Genomic DNA, 2682 nt, shown 5'->3' with positions numbered 1-2682 from the left:
CCTCCATGCCTGCAATGGTGGCGCATACGGTCAGAAACAAAATGTCGAACAGTGGGTACGATATTTTTGCTGACTGTCGTGGGTCTTGAATAACTGAAAAGAATTGAGAAAAAGCATCGATATGCATCAGGAACTCCCGTAAAAAAGGAGTATATGATCACAACCAGCCCAGATCGTCAAACTGATCTATTTTGTTCAAAAAACGTTCATGATCTTGCCCTGTTCAAATGATAATGTAGATGATATAAATAATTTTTTTCTAATGTATTGAAGAAATTGAATTTTATTATTCTTGGGATATTTGATGGTGAGAGTTATTTAGTTATTGATTTAAAAAACAAATAACCTAGATAAGACCGATATTGGCGAAACACTCTAATTAAACAATAGCATCGAAACCTTCACCTACAACGACGCAGAACGTTTAGTTGGTTACCAGCGCGAGCGGGTGACCCGCGCAGATGCCGGAAATGGTGAAACCACACTGCATCCAGCATCGAAGTGACCGCTGCCTATACTTATGATCCTCTGGGACGCCGGATCAGCAAAACCGTCAATGGTGAGCAAACGCAGTTTTACTGGTTGGGGAACACTTTACTCCGTGAAAGCGGCTCTCAGGGTCAGAAAGACTATACCTACGGCGCCACAGGTTATGCCCCCGTCACTGTCGATGTAGATGGACAGGTTGCAGATGTGCTGAGTGACCACCTGTCCGCCCCGGTCGGACTGATTCAGGCACAAAACCTGATCTGGCAACAGGTGAGGAGCCCGTTTGGGAAAACAGGTGGCACTGCTCAGCCAGTCACCTTCAACATTGGTTTTCCAGGGCAATACCGGGATGCGGAGTCCGGCCTGAACTACAATTTATACCGGGATTATGATCCCAGTCTTGGACGATACATCCAGTCAGACCCAATCGGATTACAGGGTGGCTTGAACACTTACACCTACGTGGGCGGCAACCCCTTGAAGTACATTGATCCACTGGGGCTGAAAGTTCAAATATGTAGCCAACCGGCTTTTGGGTGGGCACCGGTAGACCATCAGTGGATCAAGACTGACACCAAGGAAGCTGGTATGGGACCAGTCGGTGGCGACGGAAATGCTGGAAACGAAAGTGGTGATTTGCCCGGTGACCCTGTGGGAGTTACTGATCATACTGGTAGGCATAAACAAAAAGCTGCGTCGTGTGAAGATGTAGATAATGTCGATGAAAATAAAGTGAATGAACTTTTGGAAATTGGCAAAGGGCTTGGTAGATGGGGACCGACAAATCAGTGCCAATCTTTCGTCCAAGATGTAATAAACCAATCAACAATCGATGGATATACATATTAGATGAAAATAGTGAATACCAAAGTTCTGTATTTTCTTGGCTATTGCAGCATTATTATTTTTTTATATTCGCTGCTTTGGTTTTTTTCTTCAGGAAGTTTGGCAAGTGGTTTTTGTAAAAATGAGTTTAGCTTGTTCCATGAACACTTTAGGTGCAGACAGCCATACATAGCATTAATTTTATGCTTTATTTCTTTTCTTTTATCCGTTTTTTTATTTTGGTCTGGACTAAGGTCAAAGAATAAAAAAGATGGAAAATAATTGGCGAATATACGTTTAACAGCATTTAGGGAAGGGGGATCATCTATCGATGCTCCCCGCTCCATATAACATTATATCTTGCAACCTAATAATGTATGAAAATGAGTAGCAACCCAAAGATATTCAATAAATGCAAAAAACTACCAAAGCCAGAAAAAAGCAAGGCTAATCGAAATCCTTGCTTTAATTGTTCCTCAGCACTTTGTATGTGTTTTATTCGAATGTTTCAATTCAAATGATAATATAGATGATATGAACAATTTTTTCTAATGTATTGAAGAAATTGAATATTATTCTTGGGATATTTGATGGTGAGAGTTATTTAGTTATTGATTTAAAAAACCAAATAACCTAGATAGTACTGATATTGGCGAAACACTGAGCACTCATGCGGTCGCCCTGAGTTATTGGACGACCTCTGGGTACGTCAAGTATAAGTAATGCTCCGGGAAATACTGTAGGGGCCATTGTTGAAGGCATATCAGTGGGTGTGGGTGAATTAGGAGGACAGCAGTTCTAATATGATGTGGTTATTAACGGCAATTTATTTTCTATTATACTCATTTGTGCTATGGGGAGGATTTATCATTTATGGAAAATCTTTATTGTACCTAGGTAAGTCAGGGGGAGGGTTGAAATTTTTTGGAGGATTTATTATCTATGCAGTATTTGCATGTGTGTTAGTTTCCCCTTTATTTTTAGCACTCACGATGATCGATGATTGGCGAGAAAGTTTTAAATTAAACCCAATTTATATGATTTATTTCTTTGTGTTGTTTCTTCTTGCATCAGTTCCTGGTGGCATTTATTTCAAGAAGCATTATTTAAGTGATCTGAAAAAACTCGGATATTTTGCACAGAGACGATAGGTAAAATGATAAAAAATAATTTGTATTTATGGGTTCTCTGGCTGAACAGTATGTATAAAACCTATTTGTGAACCTAGAAACTATTGTTGATAAAGCCCGAATTCAACTTCGAAGTGCGACACTCTCCAATATCAAGCAGCCAAAGTCATTTCTTCAAATACAATGGCTGGCTGCTTGAAGCCTAAACACTTTCTTGGACGATAATTTATCCGCGATA

The 2682-nt window shown here is 40.0% G+C and carries 4 protein-coding genes; 2 read left to right on the top strand and 2 right to left on the bottom strand.

The window, feature by feature from the left end:
* The coding region (locus IFO68_RS21765) for a transposase family protein (protein ID WP_225445388.1) at positions 1–127 on the bottom strand (127 nt) is incomplete at its 3' end.
* A gap of 374 nt (positions 128–501) precedes the next feature.
* Here IFO68_RS21765 and IFO68_RS22055 point away from each other — a divergent pair.
* A complete protein-coding gene (locus IFO68_RS22055; RefSeq protein ID WP_336510295.1) occupies positions 502–1338 on the top strand; it encodes an RHS repeat-associated core domain-containing protein in 837 nt (278 codons plus the stop codon).
* 38 nt (positions 1339–1376) lie between these two features.
* Here the strand turns inward: IFO68_RS22055 and IFO68_RS21755 are convergent, their stop codons facing one another.
* Positions 1377–1661, bottom strand: a complete 285-nt coding sequence (locus tag IFO68_RS21755; RefSeq protein ID WP_192017839.1) for a hypothetical protein — start codon at positions 1659–1661, stop codon at positions 1377–1379.
* 456 nt (positions 1662–2117) lie between these two features.
* Between IFO68_RS21755 and IFO68_RS21750 the strand changes: the two genes are divergently transcribed.
* Entirely contained in the window at positions 2118–2465 is a 348-nt protein-coding gene (locus tag IFO68_RS21750; protein WP_192017838.1) for a hypothetical protein, read from the top strand.
* Positions 2466–2682 lie beyond the last annotated feature (217 nt).

Source organism: Photobacterium arenosum, assembly GCF_014841115.1.
Classification (GTDB): Bacteria; Pseudomonadota; Gammaproteobacteria; order Enterobacterales; family Vibrionaceae; genus Photobacterium; species Photobacterium arenosum.
This window is presented reverse-complemented; position numbering and strand designations above follow the sequence as displayed.

Coding starts and splice junctions, on each gene's coding strand:
- IFO68_RS21755 (WP_192017839.1), bottom strand. CDS start 1,661: ATGGAGCGGGGAGCATCGATAGATGATCCCCCTTCCCTAAATGCTGTT.
- IFO68_RS21750 (WP_192017838.1), top strand. CDS start 2,118: ATGATGTGGTTATTAACGGCAATTTATTTTCTATTATACTCATTTGTG.